Below are 21480 nucleotides of genomic sequence, written 5' to 3' on the forward strand. Positions count from 1 at the left end.
ACTTTACTTTTTAAATATTATAGTGGTTAATTTTGTAAAAAACAAAATTAACCACTATCTTTATTTTATATAAATAAAAGAGTACCATTTTATTTAAAACGATACTCTTTTATTGTTAATTTAACTACTTATTTAATATACAATTATTCTTTAATTTTAAATTTTCCTATTTCAGTTTCTAAGTCTTTAACTATATTTTGAAGTTCATCTGCTGATTTTGTAAATTCAACCATAGAAGCTGTTATTTCTTGTGTTGCTGCTGAAACTTCTTCACTAGCAGATGCTGTTTCTTCTGATATACTTGATATTTCTTCAATTTCAGTTAATACTGCATCTTTTCTTCCACCTATATCTATAGTATGTTCTTTTATTTCTTGAATTTTGTCTATTAATATTATTACTTGATTTGTTATACTATCAAATATTTCCTCAGTTTTAGATACCGCTGTTTCTTGCTCTTCAACTATATATTGTGTCTCCTCAATAGCATTAACAGCAACATTTGATTTACCTTTAATTTCTCCTATTATCTTTTTAATTTCTTCTGTAGATTTGCTTGATTCATCTGCTAATTTTCTGATTTCTTCAGCAACAATTGCAAATCCTTTTCCTGCTTCTCCAGCTCTTGCTGCCTCTATAGAAGCATTTAAAGATAATAAATTAGTTTGTTCTGTTATACTTGCAATTGTTTCAGATATCTTGTTTATTTTTTCCATATTTTCATTAACATCTATAACAATTTTTCCAACTTCAATAGATGCTTCTTTAGTTCTCATAGATTTTTCTATAAGAGTCTTCACCATCTCTATTCCATCAGTGCTTAAATCTTTAGTACTATCAGATGTATTTGACAGTTCCATCGTCACATTAGAAACAGTATTTAATCTCTTAGATAAATCATCCATATTTTCTACGCAATTTAATGCATTTTGTGCTTGTCTTGTACCACCTTGTGCTATTTCATTAACTGCATTCGAAGCTTCTCCTAAAGATGCACTAGTTTCTTCTGACATAGCTGCTAATTGACTTGATGTTTGTAATGCTATATTAGATGATTTTTTAACATTACTAACTAAATTTGAAATATTATTAATCATATAATTAAAATATTGTCCCATTTCTTTAAATTCATCTTTTGAATCAATTTCTACATTAACACTAAGATCACCTTTTGCAGCTCTTGAAAATGCTTCTTTTAAAGTATTTAAATTTTTAAGTATTCCCTTACTAATAATAATTGCTACTATTATTGATATAATAGTTACTGCTAACATAATTAAACCCATTACCATCATAATAGAATTTGTATCTTTTGTTATTTCAGTTGAATTCAAACTTGAAAATATCTTCCATCCAGTTACATTATTATCTTTATATACTGCTAGCTTATCTTGTCCTTCAAAATTATATTCAACTATACCTTGTCCACTATTTTTTGCTTCATCCCAATAGGTTTGTTTAGTTATTATATCAGTATTTATATAATCTTTATTTTTATGAAGTATCATATTTCCTTCTTTAGTAGCTATATATATATATCCCGTTTCTCCAATTGTTATTGAAGATAAACTCTCTGTTAAAGTATCTAATGATAAATCTAATCCTATTACTCCTACTATTCCTGATTCATTTTCTACAGTTTTAGCTAATGTTAATACTAATTTCCCTGTAGTTGCATCTGTATAAACATCAGTTATAACAACAGTTCCTTTTTTTTCTAAAGCCAATTTATACCAAGGTCTTACTTTATGATTGTAGTCACTACTCATAGCTTGTTCAGGGTAATTTATAAATTTGCCAGATTCCGTTCCAAAATATGTTCCAAGTATATCTTTATCTATATTTTTTAATTCATATAATTGTTCTTTAACTAATGCCTCAGAATTAATATCTTTATCTATATTTCTAAAATTAAAATCTTTACTTATTATATTTATAGGGTTTTGAATAGATATAAAATAATTATCTAATCTAATACTTATTTGATTTAAACTTTCTTGACTTGTTTTTTCCAAATTATTTCTAACTATATTTGCTGATTTAAAATAAGTTGTTAAACTAACAATAATAAGAGGTATTAAACATATGCTCATTAAACTAGAAATTAATTTGGCTCTCATTCCCCAAAAATTTTTTTTCTCATTACTCATTTTTTCACTCCCTTAATCATTCTCTTTTGCGACATTAATTTATTTATAGTTAATTGTCGTATCGTTAATTTAACAACTTTACAGTTATTTAAATGACAATTTTATATTATTTATATCAAATTGTTATTATATTGAATTTTTTCTAACAAATTATTCTTTGAAATAAATATTAATAAATTTGTAAATTTAAAAATTGTTTTCTTCATTCTGGTATCAAGCTATATGAAAAAATAAATAAAAAAGTTTATTATTAAATTATAAAATTAAAAGTTCTCTAAAATATTTCAGAGAACTTTTAATTTCTAAAGCTAACTTATGGCATCATTACTGTATCTATTACATGTATTACTCCATTTTTACCTTTAATATCAGTAACCACAATTTTAGCTCCATCAATATATACTTCTTTATTCTTTACTTCTATTTTTGCTTTCTCTCCATTTGACATCTTTAAATCTTTACCATTTAGTTTTACTACTTCTTCTGCAGTTAACTTTCCTGGTGCAACATGATAAGTTAAAATTTTTGTAAGTTTTTCCTTATTCTCAGGTTTTAAAAGATCATCAAGTGTATTTTTAGGAATCTTTGCAAATGCATCATCTGTTGGTGCAAATACTGTAAATGGACCTTGACCTTTAAGTGTTTCAACTAATCCAGCTGCCTTTAAAGCACTTACTAAAGTTTTAAATCTACTGTCAGCACTAGCAATATCAACAATATCTTTTGACTCATCAACTTCCTCCTTTTGCGCTAAATTTGTAACTTGTGCATGAGCATAACAATTTAACCCAATGATATTAAATAGTGATACCATTAAAGTTAAAGTAATAATTAGGCTAATTTTCTTTTTCATAACAAAACTCCTTTTCTAATTTATATTTAATAAATCTTATTATGTCAATTTACTTAGCATTATATTTATTATTTTAATTTGAAATTTTTACCCCTTATAAATAATTGTTTATTAATTAATGTAGTTTTATATTGTTTTAATACGTTATAAATATATTTCTGTACTTTAATTATTTTTAATTTTTAATCTAATTTTATAATGTTAAAGTTATTCATAATTAAATATAAATAACTTTAATAGTATAAAATTTACTTTAAATCAAATAATAAATCTATATTATTAAGATTAGGAGGTATAAAAATTGAATGAAGGCTTAGTAGTTTTAGTACGTTCTATTATTGGATTTTTTTCCTTACTTATTTTTGCTAAGATCTTAGGTAAACAACAAATAAGTCAGTTAAGTTTTTTCGATTATGTACTTGGAATAACAATTGGTTCTATGGCTTCAACTCTTACAACAGATTTATCTAGTAGAGCTTGGCCTCATTTTGTAGGTCTTCTAGTCTGGTCTATACTAGGATACTCAATGGAATATATTACATTAAAATGGAGATATGCTTCAAAATATATAGATGGCGAACCTACAATTATAATTATGGACGGTAAAATAATGGAAAATGCACTTAGAAAAATGAAATATAAAGTGTCTGATATAATGGGATTATTAAGAAATAAAGATGTTTTTGATCTATCGCAAGTAGATTTTGCAATTATTGAACCAAATGGGCAATTATCTGTATTAAAAAAACCACAATATGAACCTTTAACACCTAAAGACATGAATATTACTAAAGCACCATCAGGTATAAGTACAGAACTTATCTATGATGGTATTATTATGCATCAAAACTTAAAACAACTTAACAAAACCGAAAAATGGCTTATAGATCAGCTAAAAATGTACCAAGTCAAAGATGTTTCAGAGATATTTCTTGCAACACTTACCCCTTCTGGTTCATTATATATAGATAAATATGATGATCATACTGTAAAAATAACTGATATTGGTGATTATAAAGGGCCATATTAAGGAGAAATGTTATTATGAGAAAATTTTTAGTCATAACGATTCCTATAGTATCATTGATTTTTTTTATAGCGATTATGCTTAGTACTAGTATTTTAAAGAAATCATTAGGCACAGAGATTAGTATTCCTAATTCAATACAATTAATTATTGAAGATGTAGAATCAGGTAACTGGGATGCTGCTAATGAGAAAACAAAAAGTTTATCAAAAACTTGGGAAAAAATAGTTAAAAGAATTCAATTTAGTTCAGAAAGAGATGAAATAAATTCTTTTAAATCTAGTATAGCACGTCTTGATGGTGCCATAATGGCAAAAGATAAATCTGCCTCACTTATTCAGTTAAAAGAAGCTTATGATCATTGGGATGGATTAGGTAAATAAATATATTATATAACTAATGAAGATTAAACCATTTATTAAGTGTGATTTAATCTTTATTAATTTTACACTTAATTTATATATTAGATGACAAAAGAATAAAATTTAATTTTGATAACATCATCTTCCATTATAAATTTTAAAATGAACTAATACAGTATATTTTTTTATTAAAAACACATCATAAAATTAGTTATAAACTGAAGAACTATTATGGAGGATTCAAATGAAAATTCTAAAAAAATTTTTAATATTTATTATGACTCTAGTTATTATAATAATTTTACCAATAGAAATTTTCAAAAACAATGTATGTGCTAATTCAAATTTTAATAAAAAAGCTCCTATTAAAATAGCTGTATTCTTACATAGTTACGATGACTATCTTTCTCTTGTAAAACAAAATTTAGAGACTATTCAAAAAGAAAATCCTGATAAAGTAGAATTTACTTTTTTTAATGCAAAAGAAAATCAAACTATACAAAATGCAAGTATTGATAAAGCTCTTACAGAAAATTTTGATGTTTTTATTGTAAATTTACATACTCTAAAATTAGATGAAGTAGGAAGTATTTTAAATAAAATAATTAAAGAAAACATGCCATTAATCCTATTGGGAGAGCCAGATGAAAATTTAATAAGGTTTGTTGGACGTTATGGTGTTTTTATTGCAAGTCAAGGAAAAGAATCTGGTATTATAGAAGGAAATATTCTCGCTAATGAATGGAATACTAATAAACAATATATCGATAAGAATAATGATAATATATTACAATATATTATGTTAAAAGGCCGAATTGGTGATCCAATAGTAGATCAAAGAACAAATTATTCCATTTTGGCACTTAATGAATCTGGAATAAAAACAGAAGAACTCACCTCATTCAATGGTGAATGGAGTAAAGATTTAGCTAAAGAGGCTATTGAATCTTTATTTTTAAAATACGGCAACAAAATTGAAGCTATAATTTCAAATAATGATGCTATGGCAATAGGCGCTATTGAAGCGTTACAGAAATACGGATATAACAAAGGTAATAAATCCATGAGTATTCCTGTTGTTGGAATTGATGGACTACCAGAAGCTATTGAATTAGTTAATAAAGGATATATGACAGGGACTGTTATCCAAGATGCTCAAGCTAATGCTGAAGCGCTTTATAATATTGGAATGAACCTAGCTTATAAAAAACCTCCTCTTGAAAATACAGATTATAAATTTGATGATACTGGTGTTGTAATTCGACTACCTTATAAAGAATATAAAAAATAATATAATGTCTCACTCTTAGATTTTATATTTAAATTTAATTAAATTGATAATCTTATATACTCTATTTTATTACTAAAATATTTTTAAATAAATAATGTTCCAAAATATTTAATCTTATTAAATATTTTTTAATAGAAAATCACCCTAAATATTAAATTTATTTTTAATATTTAGGGTGAAAATGATTCTTTCTTTACCTAAATATATTATAAAAACATAGTTATAATATATTTTTTAATATTTATTTTTGTAAATAATTTATATTTTAATAATTCTAAAATAATTCAAAAACATATTAATATACTCTCATATCTATAAAATATAAATTTAGCTAGATATGAGAGTATTTCAATTATTATTTATTATATTGAGGTTCTTCTTGCTTTACAAAATCAAGTCTTGATTGAATTGTTTGTTCTACATTTTCCATTGTACTTGCAAGTTGATTAAACATTTGCTTTGCTTCTTGATTATCTGTATCTAAAGAAAATGTCTTCATATCTGCTGCTAACCCCTTAGCACTAGCTAGTGCTGTTTCAAGTTTTGTTCCTGTTGGCATAAAAATTCCTCCTTTATATTTTGTTATTGCAAATATATTTTGTTCATAATTAATTTAAATATTCTATTTATTTATAATGAAATATATTCCTTTTAAATTTAGTTTACATTCACTAAACTTTAATAATTCATCTTTTGATATATAGATATTTAAAATAAATATCTATATATCAAAAGATGAATTAAAATTAATACTATTGGTTAAAGTAAGTTAGTAAACAATTTAATAACTATAAAGGAGACTTTTATATGACTGCAATTTCAAAGGTAAAACAAACATTAACTACATTAAAGGGGGCTGAGGCTACTTTAAGAATGTATTCATTGCAAGAACGTGATAAAGAAGCTAGAGATATTTATAGTCAGGCAGCTAAAGAAATAAATAAAATCAAAACAGACTTAGAAAAAAGAGTAGGATTTATGGAGTTTGAGGAACCCCAATATAAAGGCAATTAAGTGAGGTGGAATATGGATTCTTGGTTAATACTTTTATTTAATTCAATAGTTTTGTTTTTTTTGACATTTGTTATAACAAAATACATGAAAAGAAAGTCTTTATCTAGGGCTACTCCTTTTGATTTTATTTCTTATGGAGTCATAGCTATTATAATTACTTTAACTTCTTTAAATATACTTGATAATATTTACTTTGGGCTAATTACATTGGCTGTTTGGGCCTTAATGCCTATTATATTAGATTATGCTTCTATGAGAAGTAAATCTATTTATAACATAATACATGGTAAAGAAAGAGTATTAATTAAAAATGGGAAAATAATGGAAGATAATCTATCTAAAGAAAGAATTACAGGGCAAGAATTTTTAGAAACAATTCGTTCAAAAAAAGCATTCAACTTAGCTGATGTTGAATTTGCTGTAATGGAAACAACTGGTGATATAAATGTTAGTTTAAAAGCTGATAAAAAACCTGTTACCCCACATGATTTAGGACAAAAAGTAGCATCTAATGCAGAACCACAAACAGTTATTTTAGATGGAAATATATTAAATGAAGGTCTTACTAATGCTGGATTAAATCACGGTTGGCTTACAGCCCAACTTGAAATTCAAGGAGTTACCCTTGAAAATGTTTTTTTAGGTCAAGTAGATTCTTCTGGAGATTTATATGTTGATCTTTTTGATGATATGATACAGATTCCTAAAGCACAAGTTAAAGAGATGTTATATGCTAGCATTCAAAAAAGTCTAGCAGATCTTATGTCATTTTCTTTAGATTGTGACAATGAAGATGCAAAAACCATGTACTCTGAAAATGCTAAAAAATTAGAAAAAGTCATAAAAAAACTTGAACCATATTTATTACGTTAGAAGGTGAAATAAATGTCAAATATGAAAAAGAAAAAAATGACTCCTACTCAACAACAATATGATGCATTAGTAACTAGTATAGAGCCTAAAAGACCTATTTTAAATAATTGTATTAGAGCATTTATAATAGGAGGTACAATATGTACCATTGGTCAAGGCTTGCAATGGGTTTTTATTAACTACTTTAATTTCGATGAGAAAACATCAGCAGGCCCTACTTCCATAGTTCTAATCTTTTTCGCAGTTTTATTTACTGGACTTGGAGTGTATGATCATCTTAGTCAATGGGCTGGATGTGGAACTGCCGTCCCTATTACTGGTTTTGCTAATTCTATAGCTTCTGCTTCAATTGAACATAAAACTGAAGGATTTGTACTTGGAGTAGCTGGAAATATGTTCAGTCTTGCAGGTGCAGTTATTGTTTATGGAGTTTTTGCTGCTTTTGTAGTTGCTACAATAAAAATGACAATAATATGGTTGGGGGCGATGTAAATGCTTAAAGGACATCAATCTTGGATTTTTAATTCTAAACCTACAATATTATCTTCTGCAGCCGTTGGCGGTCCTTTTGAAGGTAATGGTGCTTTAGCTGATGACTTTGATATAATTTCTGAAGATTTGTGGCTTGGTCAAGATAGCTATGAAAAAGCAGAAAAAACTTTACTTGAACATGCTTGTCAAAGAGCAATACAAAAATCCAAAATCCAAAAAGAAGATATTAACTTTTTTTTAAGTGGAGATTTAATGAATCAAATTATCTCTAGTAGCTTTACTGCAAGAACTTTAGGGATACCTTTTTTAGGAATTTTCGGTGCTTGTTCTAGCTCTATGGAAGGTTTATCATTGGCAGCACAATTAATAGAAAGTAAAGCTGCTAAATATGTTTTAGCAGCTGCAAGTAGTCATAATGCAGCTGCTGAAAAGCAATTTAGATATCCTACTGATTACGGTGTACAAAGGCCACCTACAGCTCAGTGGACAGTAACTGGAGCTGGAGCTGTAGTCCTTGGTCAAAGTGGAAATGGTCCTAAAATAACATCTGCTACAATAGGAAGAGTTGTAGATATGGGGATTTCAGATCCTTATAACGTTGGAGCTGCCATGGCCCCAGCAGCTGTAGATACAATTGAAGCTCATTTTAGGGATTTAAATATTGATGCTTCTCATTATGATCTTATTGCTACTGGTGATTTAGGAAAAGTCGGTCATGAACTTGCTAATGCTTTATTAGAAAAGCATGGAATAAACATGCCAACAGATATATTTACTGATTGTGGACTTTTAATATATAAAAAAGACCAACCAAGTTTTTCTGGTGGCAGTGGTTGTGGTTGTTCTGCTGTTGTAACTTATGGACATTTACTTAATCGTATGCGAAAAGGAGAATTAAAGAAAATATTAATTGTTGCAACAGGTGCTTTAATGTCTCCTATTTCCTTTCAACAAAAGGAAAGCATACCTAGCGTTGCACACGCTGTTTCTATAGAAATGTAAAAAAAGAAGGTGTAAATTAAGTATGGAAAAATTTATTTTTGCATTCATAATAGGTGGTTTAATTTGTGTTATTGGGCAACTTTTAATGGATACTTTAAAGATTACCCCTGCTCATGTAACTTGTACATTAGTTGTTGTTGGTGCAATTTTAGGCGGATTGGGTTTATATGACCCATTGGTGAAATTTGCTGGAGCAGGAGCATTTGTACCTATAAGTAGTTTTGGAAATACACTTGTAACAGCAGCTATAACTGATGCTGAACAAACTGGTTTTATCGGAATATTTACTGGCGTTTTAAAAACTGTAAGTGCTGGTGTCTCTGCTGCAATAATCTTTGGATTTATTTCTGCCATGGTGTTTAAACCAAAAGGCTAAATCATAATTATTATAAATATAAAGTTTTTATATAAATTAAGATAACCAGTAACAATATATTTTTGTATTGTTACTGGTTATCTTAATTTAAAACACATTTTAAGAAATTAAATGATATTATACTACTCCATTATTTTTTAATATTTTTAATATAAGTCTATTTATTTCTTAATATAATTATATCTCTAATTTTTCTTTATCTTTCTGTTAAATATTTTCAGTAAAATAACTAATAATAATATTTTATATAATTATTATGGGCTTAAAAATTTAATAACAATATTATATTCAACATTAATTGAAAAATTAAATAAATTATTTATAATAATTTTATTGGTCTATTTCAATACTTCATCTTTATTATTTTTTTCATAACTCTTATACATTACCCATGCAACTATTGAAAATATTGCTGGTCCAGCTATGCTCCATATTGTTGTTTGTATATCTCCTTCTATAGCTGGCTGTATTATACAAAATAAATTAGCGAATCCTATAGTTAAAACAACTATACAGGTCCAAAAATTTGCAATTCCTTGGGTTTTAAATACTACGAATGGTTTCTTTATCTTTGTTTTCTTTTTAAAATACGGAAATGCAATAGCTACAAACACATATGGCAATGTCATCGCTACATTAGTCATTGAAACAAGTATATTAAAAAATGCAGCCATTGAACTTCCTCCAAATGCTACTAGTGCTATAATGATACAAACTATAGTGGCTTGAATCCACATAGCATTTATCGGCAATCCATCTTTAGTCTCTCCAACTTTTCCAGGCCATAATTTAGCTGGTGTTCCTTCAATTATTTGTTTTAATGGAGAATACATCAGTGTAAAAAATGCACCCGATAATGCTAAAAACATTGAAAGTCCAACATATCTTGCAACAAACTTTCCTAAAACTATAGCAGTATTCTCACTCACTCCAAACGCTTTCCCAATTGAATATCCTAAATTAGCCATAACTATATAACTTGCATTTCCTAAATTAACCTCTTTAATTCCCATTATAGTTTCCCAATTAGTAAATATACCAATAAATAGTATTCCTATTGAATATCCTATTGAAATGATAGTTGCAGAAATAATAATTCCTTTAGGGAAAATTTTTTCTGGCTTTTCAGTTTGGTCAACTAATCCACCCACCGCTTCTATTCCTCCATAAGCAAATAGAGCATATACTATAAATGCTAATGAAGCAATTATATCTCCAGTATATTTAGGATTGGGTGTTTGTATAAATGATTTTAAACCTTCAATTGGTTGAGCTAATTGTCCATTATTACCTAAAAAAACTGCTAAAGCGCCAATCCAAAGAAATACATTTAATAATAAAACAGCAGTTCCACCTAATGAAGTTACTTTCTTTATCTTATCAATACCTTTTGTTGATATATAAGTTACTAATATTATCCATAAAACTCCTAAAATCCCCAATACTTGTGGTCCTTCAAAACCAAATAAAGCCCAGCTTTGTGTTGTATCTTTTCCAAATATAGCATTTGACACAGTAACCCACATCCCAGATGCAACATTAACCATCCAAGTTATATAAGAAAAGTACCACATGAATGTTCCTATAAATGCAAATCTTGGCCCTATAGATTTCTCCATCCATGAATATATTCCACCTTTCTCCTTTTTGAAGGCTGAACCAAATTCAGCTACCATTAATGCAAATGGAACAAAGAAGGTTATTCCTGAAAAAATATACCAGGGAATAGCAGCATAACCCATCTTATAAAATGATCTTGGAATGTTGTTAAATCCATAAACAGATGTAAAAATCATTAATGTCAAAGGTACCAAGGTTAATCTTTTTATTGATTTTACGCTTGACTTCATTTTTTTCCTCCTTATCTTATAGTTTATTTTTAAATTTTTAAGTCTTTTGTTTATATCTCTATATTGTTATTTTATTTAGGCTATAATAATAGTACTTTCTCCACATTGAATTATTTTTATGTATAACCTCTAATCAGCAGACTAATTATTATAGCTAAAAAAAAGGAACTATCGCATTTTTTAATCTGCTAATGCGATAGTTCCTTTTTCTACCTAATTAAATACCAAGTTTAATTTTTTTAAATTTTTAATGCTTTTATATATTTTTCTTATTAACCATTTTATTAAAATCTTTCTTTCTGAACTTAATTTTTGTAATGATATAAGCTATTAAAGTTACTATTACGCAAACTACTAAATATCTTGCAATACTATTTGATATTTCTATTTTACAAAAATATAAAATAGTTGGTATCAATGAATGAAAAACATAAATCCATACAGACATTTCTCTCATATAGCTAGATGCTTTGTCACTTATTTTAATCTTTGAATTCAATGCTATAATAAATATTATCGGAACAACCAATGCTTCTGAAAAATAAATATTGTAATCCTGTGCTATTCCATTATGAATTAAAAAATATACTTCCACTCCAAAAATTATAAAAAATGAAATTAAGAAAATTAATGGCTTTTTAACTTTTTCATTTATTTTATACTTATTAATTAAAACACCTATCGTAATAAAAGGAACACCAAATGTAATACCATTTCTTGTGTTATCAAAGATGAAATTATAACCATTTATAATATGTATAAATGGACTATCTTTAATCAATCCATAATAACTGTCTCCCATAAGTCCTATTAGTAATAAAATAATGCTTGTCACAATTAAAGGCTTTATTAAATCTTTTTTTAGAAAAAGATTTACTACACAGATAGAAATAATAAGTGCAGGAAAATACCACATAGCGCCAGAAATACTGTTCACTAAAAATAGCTTTAAGGTAAACCCTATTCCTCCTTTAACAAACATTTGATACATAAATGGTATAAGTGGTATAAACACTATTAAATAGACAATAGTTGCAATTACATAAATTTTAATTAATTTCATTACATATGTTTTAAGATAACCTTCTTTATTTACTTTTAAATAAAAAAAGTAACCTGATGTTATAAAGAAGAATGGAACTGAAATTCTACAAATAAAATCACTTGTAACATATATTGCTGTATCACCTAATGATTGAAATGCTATTAAGTGAATTACAATTACTAAATAAGCACATACAATTCTTAAAATATTTATTGCATCATACCTTTTAGCTTCTTTTTCCATGATTTAACCCCCCTAATAATTTGTACTAATACCTTATAGATATTTTTTTGTTTTTTACTCTTAAAATTTCTCCCCTATATTATCACAAAATTAAATCCTATCATTCCATTATACAATATATGTAATTTTTCTCAATTTATACTTATTTAATTCTTGTTGCTAATTTTATTTAAGACTAAAAAAAATCTACACCAATCTATATTTAAATTATTGTAGATTTAAATTATAAATGAAAGTCTTAATCTTTAAAATCTGTCATACTTACTAACATTTTATTAATGTAAAATATCCATTTATTATCTTAGTGATTACTATAAAGATTTAACTTTTTTATATTTTTTTACATTACTTTAAAACTTATAATTTATTGTACTGGAAAAGTACTTTCTAAAATTTATTTATAAATATGAATAACGTAAACTTCTTCCGTGAATAATAAAAGAATAAGATAAGGTGGTGATATTAATGGGTAAATGTCAATATAACAAGAATAAAAATGATAAGAGTAATACTGATAAAAATAAAAATAAGAATAATGAAGATAAAGGCAATAATAAAGTAAAATAAAATATATTATAAATATACTTTATATAGATAGGGGAAACTTTCTCACAACAATAAAAAAGTGACCACAAAACCATTTTACAAATGAAAAAGTAGTCCTTTTGGACTACTTTTTCTTCTTTTGCTCTATTATAGAATTATCTCCACATAAATAATGATATTTTTATACAGTTATACTTAATTTATTTATTAATATATACAATATATTTTTAAAAATAGCATAATTATTTTTAAGGAGGATATTATTTATGAAAAGAAATTATAAAAAAATTATAATTTTATTTCTTTTACTTATAAATTGTATCGGATTCTCTAAAGTATGTAGTGCAAAAATCACTAATACTTTAACTCCAAACACTACAGAAAACAATAATAAAATAGAACAAATTAAAGACAAAAAAGTATTTACTGTTTTAACATCTAATCTTGCTCCCTTCTCTTTTATAGATCCTAAAACAGATGAACCGACTGGAATAGATATAGATATAATGAATGAAATTGCAAAAGAACTAGGTTTTAATAAAGTAGATATGAAAATAGTTCCTTTTTCAGATTTATTTGAAAAATTAAATAGTGATGATAGTACATATGTAGCAGCTAGTGGAATTATTATTACAGATAAACGTAAAGAATTAGTAGATTTCACTTATCCACTCTATAAACAATCAGAAGCTATCATTGTGCCAAAAGTCTCAAGAATTAATTTTGTTGAAGATTTAAAAGATGCAGTTGTAGGAGCACAAAAAGGATCAGTGTATCTAGATTTGGCAGAAAAATGGAAAAAAGAAGGTAAAGTGAAAGATGTAATTGTCTTTGACGATATACCTGAATTGTTAACAGCAATAAGCTTTAAAAAAATAGATGCTGGTATAATGGACTCAATAATCGGACAATACCTATTATTTAAAGGAAATCTATATTTAAAAATACTAGAACCTTATACACCTGAATATCCTGGAATCGTAGGAATAGCAGTCAGAAAAAATGATGTTAATTTATTAAATTCAATGAATAAAAAAATTGATGAGATGAAAAAAGATAGAACTATCCAAAAAATTCTTGCAAAATACGGATTAGGCCAAGAGTATTTAGTTAATGATAGTAATTAACTTAAATAAAATTCTATAATAAATTTATGTCTACAATAAAAAAACTGTACAAAAGAGATGTACAGTTTTTTCTATTATCAAAGCAAAGCATTATATTTTTAATACACTCTATTCATATATAACCTTTATAAAGTTTATTGTATATTCAGTTTTCCAATACTCTCAAAAAATTTCTCTACATTTGTTGGCATCCACATATCTGCTATTTTAGAGAAGTTGAATATTTGTTCACTCTTTGTTGATCCTACTTGTACATTTTTTATTGAATCTACAAGATTTCTACAATATAATTCTACAGCTTTCTGCTTATCTGTCATTCTACTTGATATTATTTGATTTCTAGTTTCATTTGATACATCATTAACTATTGAATCTAAATTTATTGATGTTGCTGATATTTTAACTTCTGCTGTAGTATCTGTTTTAGATACTACTTCAAAATCAACTGAATTTTGACTTATTGCGCTTCTTAAAGCATCTACTATGCCTTGTATTTGATCATCTGATGGTGAAACACCTGATTGTTTAAATTCTTTTTTTAAACTTTCTAACTCTGACTTATTCATAGTTTTTATTATTCTTTCTCCAAAAGCTTTGCTATATCCAATTTTCTCTATAGAAGTACTATCAGATTTAATTACTAAATCCCAAAATACTTTAGCACTTTCTTCTGGAGAAATACTTTCTTCATTGATATTTAAATCAGGATTTTTATTATTTGTTGCTAATTTAACTAACTTATATCCGAAATTATCTGAATCATCTGGAATCCAGTGATTATTTTCTTTTTTAAATTTAAATGTATTTTTAGATTGTTCAGAGCTTACCTCTACATTTTTTAGTCCCTCTGCAAGTTTATTTAAATAAATCTCACTAAACTTTTTATTTTCTTCATAACCAATAGTAAATCTCATATCCTCTGTTTCATCCAGTGCATCCATAGCTGCTTTTTCATCAATTTCTTTAATATCAAAATGATTAGTTGAAATCTCAACTTCCGCTTCATCACCTGATTTTGAAATTTGTTTTACATTATATGTAATTTTAGAAAGTGCTTCTTTATATCCATCAGATACTAAATTTAATTGATCATCTGAAGCTGAATATCCCATTAAAAGAAGATTATGTTTAAGTTGTTCCTTGATCTTATCTTTAAATTTATTTACTAGATCATCTTTTTCTGACTCAGATATTCCTAATTTTTGAGTATTATCTAGATCTGATTTAAAAATTAATGAACAGTATCTTTCAGCTGAAGTTTTAGCTGCATTATTATCAAAACATCCGCTAAATAAAAAACATAAAACTATTAATGTAAAAAAGCTAATTATTCTTTTTTTCTTCATTATTGTTCCCCCTAATTTTTTTCTTATTGTTTAATCCCAGATTATATTCTATCATCTACTTAAATACATTAAAAGTTTTTATTTACTTTCTTGTAATAATTATCTATAAAAAATCTTTACTCCAAAATTAAATAATACAATTTTCATTACTAATTCTCAAAATAAAATAACTCACGAAAATCTAATAAAATTTCCGTGAGTTTCATATTAAAGTGAATTATCCTCTTTTAAATCTATCTAATAATATATCTGTTTTAAAATTTAAACTATCTAAATTTTCAAAGTATTAATTCGATTTTTCTTAATTAGAATTGACGCTATTATCAATATAATTCCCACTACTAAATACATAATTGGAATGTGTTTACTTACAGCTATTTTAGTAAGACCAAGAAAATCTAAACTTGTGAAATCATTTAACATTCCTACATACCATAAGATTATATAAATTATTTCAAAAGCAGTAGAATTTTTAGTAATATTACCCATAAACATTCCAAAAGCATTTACAAAGAAAATCCCCATTAAAATATAAATAACTCCTAGAAAATTTTCTAATAAAATAAATTTTATAATTATACTTATATTTATAATTATAGTAAATAAAATTCCAGCAATAACCGAATTATACATTTGAGATTTTCTATAATTTTTATAAGTAACAAGATAATTTTCCATATTAAAATTCATTTGAATAGTTCCTAATTTAGACCATATAAAAATAGGTGAAATCCACATTATTGGAATTAACAATTTATATAAGTTTTCTCCTTTTGCAAAAAATACTCCTATTGAACATAAAACCATTGTTAAATACCACCATAAATTACATGTGGAAAACATAATCTTAAGCTCACTTAATATTATATTAAAATTATTAGAATAAGTTTTATTTTCAAATATTTTACTTAAAACTATTCTTTTTTCAGTATTAAATTCCTTTTGTTTAATATCCATACCCTTTTTTATTCTTGTAGATACTTTTGTTCTTATAAGAGAACTTCTTTTAAAAAATATAGCAATTAAAAAAAGTACTAAAATTCCTATAACAATCCAAAATAATCTCCCAATAAATACAGTTATATCAATATTAACGTTATCCATTACAAAAGTGTTAATATTATCATGAAGTGGACCATTTGTTCCAAGACTAAAACTATCAATATCTTTAAACTCATCAAAGTTATTCTTGAATTGTTCTAAAATTATTCTAGCTGTAGTATTCATTCCAAAAACATCTGCTAAATAAGATTTTGATTCTCCAAGAGATGCTACACATATACCAGACCAAGCAAAGAAATATGCCACATTCCCAAAAGAATTTCTAAGTATAGGAATAATATCAAAAATTATAGCTATAACTGCTATGATAAAACAAGTTGGTACTGCTAATATAAAAAATGGTGTTACAAGTTTAATTACTTCAAAAGAATAACTTTCTCCTCTCACAAACTGCATTATGATTGTAATAAAAATCACTATAACCATTTGCAATAATAAAAATAATAAATTACCAAAGGTTTTTCCAAATATAAAAATCCAAGACTTTGCCTCCATAGAAGCAGTTATTTCACCTATTAAAAGTTCTCTTTCTCTTTTTATAGAATTTCTAACAAAATAAAAACCAATCAAGGTTATAACACTAATAAATGCTATTGTAGCAATCCAACCAAGCCATACAGAATTATAAATTCCCCTATAAAAAAATCCTTCAAAATTGTAATTCAATGTATAATAAAAACTACTATTATTTTGTGGAAAAAATAAATAAGATATATACATCATTAAAAGAGTACTAATAAATATACTTTTTCTTCTTATCCTATCTAAAAAATCAGATATTCCTATATAATAAATTTGACATAACTTATTCAATATTTCTTCCTCTCTTTCCAGAAGTATAATAAATATAAGCATCTTCAAGAGTAGCCTGCACATTTACAGCTTCTGATTTTGGTTTAGTTTCTGATATTATTCTTACTACCATTCCTTCATTTCTTCTTATAATGTTTCCTGTTATATATTTATTTTTTATATCTTCAAGCTCACTTTCCTGAGTTAAGTACTCCCACACATTTCCTTCTAATGAATTTAAAAGTTCTTCATTTTTACAGAAGCATATAAGTTTTCCATTATTCATAAGAACAATTTTTTCAGCAGAAGACTCTACATCAGATACTATATGAGTAGATAATATAATTATTTTATCTTTAGATAAACTATTAATTAAATTTCTAAAATTCATTCTTTCATTTGGATCTAATCCAACAGTAGGCTCATCAAATATAATAATTTTAGGATCATTTAAAAGTGCTTGTGCAATTCCTATTCTCTGCTTCATACCACCAGAATAATTTCCTATTCTTTTATTAGCTACTTCATTAAGATTTAATAAATCAATAAGTTCGCTTATCCTAGTTATTGCTTTTTTCATATTAATCCCTTTTAAAGCTGCCATATACTTTAAAAATTCAACAGCCGTTAAATTAGGAAATACTCCAAAACTTTGTGGTAGATATCCTAAATCATGTCTAAGTTCATCTCCATTTTTATGAATATCGTGTCCCTTCCAAGTGATAATACCTTCACTTGGTTTTGAAACTGTTGCTATCATCTTCATTAATGTTGATTTTCCAGCACCATTCGCACCTAAAAGTCCTATTACTCCCCCTTCTAGTTCCAAATTAAAATTTGAAAGAGCTGTAAAATCATTTGAATACTTTTTTGAAACATTTTTTATTGAAAGCATAATATTTCCTCCTAAAATTATTTTCCACTTATAGTTATTGTCCCATCTAAAGCTGAAAGATTAATATGCTTATCACTTGTAGAAGAATCTACATTTGACTCAAGGTTATTAATTACTTTTCCTATTCTTGAACTAGCAGATAAATTAAATTTTTCATCTTTAGGTAATTTTAAATCTATATCTCCTAAGTGTGTATTTACAGAAATATCACCGCATATTTTATCTAAAGAAATTTCAATTTTACCATCTGTTGTACTACATTCTATATCTTCAGAATTCGAATTTGATATGTTTATTGGAGTTAGTTTAGATTTTATTGATAATTTATTTTTATAGCTTTTGGGAATATCAATATTTACTTTTAAAGTCTCACCACCTAAAACAACTGATGATTCTTTTTGATTATTTGTTGTAACATATAAAACATTATTTTCAATTTTGCTTTCTATTTCATACCCATTAGCTACATACCCCTTTTGTGTTTTAGAAAAACTACATTTTATATCCTTTGAATCAGAATCTGTAATATTAATATCAAAATTTCCATTTAATGATATTTCCTGTAAATTTGATATCTCCTGTGAAGTAAAAATTTTTTCTTCATTAATTGTTTTACCTGGTAAAAAATAAACAATGCCTACTCCTACCAATATAATAACCAACATAAATACTAATAAAATCTGTAACATTTTTTTTATCATAACTTTACCTCCTAATTTTCAAATATCCATATATAATCTTCTCTTATTTCATGTTCTATAAATTTTCTTTGTTAACCAAAGTATATATCACTAAAATTAATATCTGATTAATATAGGCTTAATGAAACATAAAACTTAAACTTAGCTTTTAATAATTAATTTGAATTAGCTGTTAAACTATGGTAGTTTATTTATTGGTAAGTATTATAATAAAATACAAATATATCAATATAAGAGGTGAAAAAATTGAATTCAGTTTTGATTGTTGATGATGAAAAAGAAATTGTTGAGCTAATAGATTTCTATCTAAAAAATAATGGATATAATACATTTAGAGCATTTAATGGTAAAGAAGCATTAGAAATTTTTGAAAAAGAACAAATAGACATAATAATATTAGATATAATGATGCCTAAGCTTGATGGAAAAGAGGTTTTAAGAAAAATTAGAGAAGAAAATAATACTCCTATAATATTCTTATCTGCCAAAGGTGAGGATATAGATAAAATTGATGGATTATTCCTTGGAGCAGATGATTATCTTGCTAAGCCCTTTAATCCTATAGAACTCATAGCGAGAGTTAAAGCCCTTTTAAGAAGAAGTACTATCTTAAATAATCATCTAGAAGAGAGTGAAAGCATAATCATTAATGAATATTTAAAATTAGATGAAAAAACTTGCAAATTATATAAAAATAACGAAGAACTTCAGCTAACATCATTTGAATACAAGCTTATATGTTTTCTTATGAAAAATAAAAATAAAGTTTTTACTAAAGGTCAATTGTATGAAAAGGTGTGGGATCAATCTTATCTTGGAGATGAAAAAATTATAATGGTTTATATAAGTAAATTAAGAGATAAAATAGAAGATACTCCTAAAGACCCTAAGTTTATTAAAACCATAAGAGGTCTTGGTTATATGTTTGAAGGTAAGTAAAATTATGAAGATAAATTTTAAGATCGGTAATAAAAAATTAGATGTAAAAGGCTTTCTTATTTTAAATTATTTAATAACCTTTTTAATATTATATATACTCGTTCAGTTATCATATAAATCTTCAACTTTTATTTTAGAAAAGTTTATCTTTAAGGATGAACAAATTAGAGTTACATCAATGGTCTCATACTATAATAAGGATTTTGATAAAATAAAGCTTGGATTTTTATCTGAAATGGATGCTTGGGAAGAAGTTCTAGATGAAAATAAAAATGTGATTTATGTAAAAGGTGAAAAGAAAGATGATATTATACACTATACTGAAAAACAACTATTTGAGTTAGCTTCTTCTTCAAAGTATTCACCTGAAAATCCTTATATCGGAGAGATATTTTCAGTAAAAGGGAAAAACGAAGAAGACTATATTTTTCTTTGTAAAATTGATAGACGAAATATTGAACATTCATTCATGTACAAACCTAATTTTTCTAGTAAATCAAATAGCCTTCTTTCTTTAAAGGCCTATGGTACATTGTATTTAATTCAAGCTCTTCTCTTAATAATAAGTATATATATTTACAGTATTATAAGTTCAAGATTTATAACAACTCCTCTTAAAACATTTGTAAACAGTATAAAAAATTTTAAAAAGCTTGATTATGGTACTAGAGCTAATATAAAAGGTTTAAAAGAACTTCAAGAGGTTCAGAGTGAATTTAATGAAATGGTAATAGAACTTGAAACTATTAAGGAACAAAATAAAAAAATGGATAAAAGTAAAAAAAGGCTTTTAGTAGATATATCACATGATTTAAAAACTCCAATAACCTCTATCCAAGGTTTTTCAAAACTTTTATTAGAAGAAAATATAACACCAGAAGAAAGGGATAGGTTTTTAAAAATAATCTATAATAAATCAGCATATTCAGCAATACTTATTGAAGATTTATTTGCACTTTCAAAACTAGAAGATTCAGAATATAAATTATCCTTAGTAGAACTTGATTTTAATGAATGGCTAAGGCGTCTTATTGTAGAATATTATGAAGAGTTTCAAAATAAGCATTTTGACTTATCACTTAATATTAGTGAATATTCTATTATATTTAGTTTTGATAAAAAACTTATGAAAAGAGCAATTTCTAATATTTTTAATAATGCTTTAAGTCATAATGAAAATTATGCAAGTCTAAATATTCAATCTTATTTAAAAGATAATCATGTAATCTTAGAAATTGGTAGTAATGGTGAAATAATTGATACTTCAATAGGTGAAACAATATTTGAACCTTTTGTAAAATCAGAAAATAGTAACTCCAGTGGAAGTGGACTTGGCTTAGCTATAACAAAGAAAATTATAGAAAAACATGGTGGAACTATAAATCTAACTTCTACTAAATTTGAAAATATTTTATTTGTTATTTCTATCCCTATTAGAATTTAAAGTTTAAAAAAGTTCTGTAATGAATTTATTTCTATAAAATGAAAAACTGT

The 21480-nt window shown here is 25.9% G+C and carries 20 protein-coding genes; 11 read left to right on the top strand and 9 right to left on the bottom strand.

From position 1 onward, the window contains the following. Positions 1-143: 143 nt before the first annotated feature. Complete coding sequence (locus KYD98_RS01050; protein WP_219777736.1) at positions 144-2150, bottom strand: methyl-accepting chemotaxis protein; 2007 nt, start codon at positions 2148-2150, stop codon at positions 144-146. A 313-nt stretch (positions 2151-2463) separates the two neighbouring features. Further along, positions 2464-3003 carry a fasciclin domain-containing protein gene (locus tag KYD98_RS01055; RefSeq protein ID WP_219777737.1) on the bottom strand — a complete coding sequence of 180 codons (540 nt, stop codon included), beginning with the start codon at positions 3001-3003 and terminating at the stop codon, positions 2464-2466. 301 nt (positions 3004-3304) lie between these two features. On the opposite strand from KYD98_RS01055, the gene KYD98_RS01060 reads away from it, so the two are divergent. The 3 genes from KYD98_RS01060 to KYD98_RS01070 all read left to right on the top strand — a co-directional run bounded on the left by KYD98_RS01060 (position 3305) and on the right by KYD98_RS01070 (position 5683). After that, positions 3305-4033: a DUF421 domain-containing protein gene (locus tag KYD98_RS01060; protein ID WP_219777738.1), complete on the top strand. Its 729-nt coding sequence runs from the start codon at positions 3305-3307 to the stop codon at positions 4031-4033. Positions 4034-4047: 14 nt separating this feature from the next. Next, positions 4048-4413, top strand: coding sequence for a DUF4363 family protein (locus KYD98_RS01065; protein WP_219777739.1), 366 nt, complete (start codon positions 4048-4050; stop codon positions 4411-4413). A gap of 223 nt (positions 4414-4636) precedes the next feature. Next, entirely contained in the window at positions 4637-5683 is a 1047-nt protein-coding gene (locus KYD98_RS01070) for a galactose ABC transporter substrate-binding protein (RefSeq protein ID WP_219777740.1), read from the top strand. A 355-nt stretch (positions 5684-6038) separates the two neighbouring features. On the opposite strand, the gene KYD98_RS01075 is transcribed toward KYD98_RS01070, so the two are convergent. Then, positions 6039-6242, bottom strand: a complete 204-nt coding sequence (locus KYD98_RS01075) for a DUF1657 domain-containing protein (RefSeq protein ID WP_069679860.1) — start codon at positions 6240-6242, stop codon at positions 6039-6041. A 248-nt stretch (positions 6243-6490) separates the two neighbouring features. Between KYD98_RS01075 and KYD98_RS01080 the strand changes: the two genes are divergently transcribed. From KYD98_RS01080 to spoVAE, 5 genes are read left to right on the top strand one after another with little or no spacing between them, the layout of a single operon-like run. Further along, complete coding sequence (locus KYD98_RS01080) at positions 6491-6697, top strand: DUF1657 domain-containing protein (RefSeq protein ID WP_219777741.1); 207 nt, start codon at positions 6491-6493, stop codon at positions 6695-6697. Positions 6698-6709: 12 nt separating this feature from the next. After that, a complete protein-coding gene (locus tag KYD98_RS01085) occupies positions 6710-7570 on the top strand; it encodes a DUF421 domain-containing protein (protein WP_219777742.1) in 861 nt (286 codons plus the stop codon). 12 nt (positions 7571-7582) lie between these two features. Continuing rightward, complete coding sequence (gene spoVAC / locus KYD98_RS01090) at positions 7583-8062, top strand: stage V sporulation protein AC (protein WP_219777743.1); 480 nt, start codon at positions 7583-7585, stop codon at positions 8060-8062. Then, positions 8063-9064 (top strand): stage V sporulation protein AD, encoded by a 1002-nt coding sequence (gene spoVAD, locus KYD98_RS01095; RefSeq protein ID WP_219777744.1) that lies wholly within the window; start codon positions 8063-8065, stop codon positions 9062-9064. 22 nt (positions 9065-9086) lie between these two features. Continuing rightward, positions 9087-9440, top strand: a complete 354-nt coding sequence (spoVAE, locus tag KYD98_RS01100; RefSeq protein WP_219777745.1) for a stage V sporulation protein AE — start codon at positions 9087-9089, stop codon at positions 9438-9440. 338 nt (positions 9441-9778) lie between these two features. Here the strand turns inward: spoVAE and yjeM are convergent, their stop codons facing one another. Next, positions 9779-11290, bottom strand: coding sequence for a glutamate/gamma-aminobutyrate family transporter YjeM (gene yjeM / locus KYD98_RS01105; RefSeq protein ID WP_219777746.1), 1512 nt, complete (start codon positions 11288-11290; stop codon positions 9779-9781). Between the two features lie 256 nt (positions 11291-11546). Beyond that, positions 11547-12578 (bottom strand): acyltransferase family protein, encoded by a 1032-nt coding sequence (locus KYD98_RS01110; protein WP_219777747.1) that lies wholly within the window; start codon positions 12576-12578, stop codon positions 11547-11549. Between the two features lie 812 nt (positions 12579-13390). Between KYD98_RS01110 and KYD98_RS01115 the strand changes: the two genes are divergently transcribed. Beyond that, positions 13391-14251: an ABC transporter substrate-binding protein gene (locus KYD98_RS01115; RefSeq protein ID WP_219777748.1), complete on the top strand. Its 861-nt coding sequence runs from the start codon at positions 13391-13393 to the stop codon at positions 14249-14251. Positions 14252-14385: 134 nt separating this feature from the next. Here KYD98_RS01115 and KYD98_RS01120 read toward each other — a convergent pair whose 3' ends face one another. The 4 genes from KYD98_RS01120 to KYD98_RS01135 form a co-directional block, all read right to left on the bottom strand. After that, on the bottom strand, positions 14386-15597 hold the full coding sequence (locus KYD98_RS01120) for a DUF5105 domain-containing protein (protein ID WP_219777749.1): 1212 nt from the start codon (positions 15595-15597) through the stop codon (positions 14386-14388). 270 nt (positions 15598-15867) lie between these two features. After that, positions 15868-17472, bottom strand: a complete 1605-nt coding sequence (locus KYD98_RS01125) for a hypothetical protein (protein ID WP_219777750.1) — start codon at positions 17470-17472, stop codon at positions 15868-15870. Beyond that, complete coding sequence (locus KYD98_RS01130; RefSeq protein ID WP_219777751.1) at positions 17465-18346, bottom strand: ABC transporter ATP-binding protein; 882 nt, start codon at positions 18344-18346, stop codon at positions 17465-17467. Before KYD98_RS01130 ends, KYD98_RS01125 begins: the two co-directional genes overlap by 8 nt. A gap of 17 nt (positions 18347-18363) precedes the next feature. Then, the gene (locus tag KYD98_RS01135; protein WP_219777752.1) at positions 18364-19047 is read right to left on the bottom strand and encodes a DUF4097 family beta strand repeat-containing protein; all 684 of its coding nucleotides are present in this window, start codon (positions 19045-19047) and stop codon (positions 18364-18366) included. A gap of 237 nt (positions 19048-19284) precedes the next feature. Between KYD98_RS01135 and KYD98_RS01140 the strand changes: the two genes are divergently transcribed. Both KYD98_RS01140 and KYD98_RS01145 read left to right on the top strand, forming a co-directional pair. Continuing rightward, positions 19285-19986, top strand: a complete 702-nt coding sequence (locus KYD98_RS01140) for a response regulator transcription factor (RefSeq protein WP_308462423.1) — start codon at positions 19285-19287, stop codon at positions 19984-19986. 4 nt (positions 19987-19990) lie between these two features. Next, complete coding sequence (locus KYD98_RS01145; protein WP_219777754.1) at positions 19991-21430, top strand: HAMP domain-containing sensor histidine kinase; 1440 nt, start codon at positions 19991-19993, stop codon at positions 21428-21430. The last annotated feature ends 50 nt before the right edge of the window (positions 21431-21480 follow it).

The sequence above is a fragment of the Clostridium weizhouense genome (genome assembly GCF_019431045.1).
Classification (GTDB): Bacteria; Bacillota; Clostridia; order Clostridiales; family Clostridiaceae; genus Clostridium; species Clostridium weizhouense.